Source organism: Methanosarcina spelaei, assembly GCF_002287235.1.
Classification (GTDB): Archaea; Halobacteriota; Methanosarcinia; order Methanosarcinales; family Methanosarcinaceae; genus Methanosarcina; species Methanosarcina spelaei.
The window spans coordinates 1-2,207 of record NZ_LMVP01000226.1; the positions used below are offsets into that span (position 1 = coordinate 1).

2 protein-coding genes and 2 pseudogenes are annotated in these 2,207 nt (G+C 34.5%); all 4 read right to left on the minus strand.

Features of this window, described 5'->3' with window-relative positions:
• Positions 1–30: 30 nt before the first annotated feature.
• Positions 31–315 (minus strand): annotated as a pseudogene (locus ASJ81_RS11705) (DUF6444 domain-containing protein); the annotation flags it as partial.
• Positions 316–522: 207 nt separating this feature from the next.
• Positions 523–716 (minus strand): annotated as a pseudogene (locus ASJ81_RS24785) (IS1-like element ISMac25 family transposase); the annotation flags it as partial.
• Positions 717–1,110: 394 nt separating this feature from the next.
• On the minus strand, positions 1,111–1,545 hold the full coding sequence (locus ASJ81_RS11715) for a hypothetical protein (RefSeq protein ID WP_095644605.1): 435 nt from the start codon (positions 1,543–1,545) through the stop codon (positions 1,111–1,113).
• 346 nt (positions 1,546–1,891) lie between these two features.
• A partial coding sequence (locus tag ASJ81_RS11720; protein ID WP_141241689.1) for a pentapeptide repeat-containing protein occupies positions 1,892–2,207 on the minus strand: 316 nt, incomplete at its 5' end.

The window sequence follows — 2,207 nt, forward strand, 5'->3', positions numbered from 1 at the left end:
GCAGCAGTTCAAAGAATGCTCTATTACCTAATCAGGATTATCAACCATTTTAAGAGTTGTTCCTGGATGACCTTCTTGACCTCCAGGGTTCTTTTCGCTCTTTTTACGGAGACTCTTGGGATTAGGTTTTCCTTTGACAAAAAAATCAGTAGAAGGAGGTTTACTGCTGTTTCTGCTATTTTGATTTAAGCGAGATTCTAAAACTTGCAATTTTTCACTAAGCTGTTTTATTTGAGATTCAAGACTCTCAATGTAAGTTGCAATAACTTCAGGATTTGAAGTACACAGAGCAAGAATCTCTTCACGTTTCATCAAAGATAGAAATAACTCATTGTAAATCCAATTTTTCCTCGAAAAGAGGAAAAATTGTGTAGCCCTAAAAAGGCTACCTGAATAGTAACGATATTTTTTTACTTTATCTCTTTTTGATAGTTCGTCTTTATCTGATTGATGTTTTAAAACACCTGAATGTCAGCAGTTCCTTTAAAATCCATTTTGATTCCACAATTTCTGCCTCTCTTACAGGTGTGTTCTATAAAGGTTCAACCCATCTGTGACAAAAACAGGGATTTTATCAGAAAAATGTTTATTAACTAACTCAACTAACTTAGCCGCAACATACTGTTTTCTTTGTCCTATTGCAAGTCAAGTATTAGCCTACAACTTGGTACAAAAGCTACCCACATCCATGACCCATCATCTTCATAATCTTTCATTCCAGTGCTTCGATTCCAAAATCAATTCCTTATTCCCTGGAAAAATCCGTGAATTTCGGATCTATTGAAAAGTCAAGTTCTACTGGTCGTGTCCGTGAGTTGTTGATCAATTTTGAAAAACGAGTACATCTCACGTGTTTGAGAAAAATGTAAAGAGATTCTTGTGCTCACAATATTCAATAAATCACCCACAACCTATTAATTCTCAAAGAATAAATAAAATTAAAATTGAAGTAGCATAATTATTCCCCACTTTCCGCAGATGTACACAAAAATGCCACTTATTATCTCAATACGGCAATAAGCTAAAAACTTAAAATCGGATTTGATGAGATAATATGGCAAATCGGCAAATAAATTCTACATCTGTGTACATCTGCGGAATGTAGGTTATTCATTGATCAAGATCTTTTTCAAAACTTTCATACATATTTAATACGTCGCTCATACACTCATCAGATAGCTTTTTATATCTTTCTATGTCGGCTGTATGTATGGGTTCACCTGCTAATGTTTTCATATTAGACACTATAGACAAAAGATCATTAGTTACCCGTTCAGGCAATATGTCACGCACCTCAACAGCAACCCCGATAAGAACTCTAGCATGCCTTCTAAACATTTCCTCAAAAATACTGTACCCATCATACTCACCACGAGTCTTCCAATCGAAATAAAATTGTAAAAGAGCTTTTTTTACTAAAGATTTCGCAATTATAAGCTGTTCTTCTTTGTCGTGCCTAGCATCTAACAACCTATCAATCTCAGAATATATAATACCCCACATAAAGAACAGATATAGTATTAATTCGTTAAATACTTGCATCATGTTAAATACTTTTAATTAAGAAGATAGCTTGTGACAGGCAATGTAAATAGTATCTATGCTACTTATTCAGTAAGATAATTAGAGTCATCAAAGCTATACAGCTTTGACTTTCCTGAAAGCTTCAAGAATTTTACATCGCTGAATTCTTCTGCTTGAGCTAAGAAGAAATGAAATAACCTGAAGGCTTTTTTACTCGAGAATGGCCAGATCGACAAGCTAAACTAGAACATGTACAAGCAAACGGTTTTTGCAAACTTTGATCTAGAGAATAGCAGGCTAAACATTAAGCTGTTTCCGGAGAATAGAGAAAATAAAAAACAATGATGAAAATTTTTGTAATATCCGGTTATTCATCAGGTTTTTCAAAAAGGGCAGGATATTTCTCTTTTAATTTTATAAAAAACTTTTCGTCTAATTTTGCATTATAAAGAGTTTTTACATTAGAAAGCTGGTTAAGTGATAAATTCTGAGCTCCTTTAAGGTCAGCCCCTTCAAGATTAGCCATTTTAAGGTCAGCTCCATAAAGGTTAGCCCCTTCAAGTTTAGCCATTTTGAGATTAGCTCCTTCAAAGGAAGCTCCTTTAAGGTTAGCCCCTTCAAGGTTAGCTTCTTTAAGGTTAGCCCCTTCAAGGTTAGCCCCTTCAAGGTTAGCCTCTTTAAAT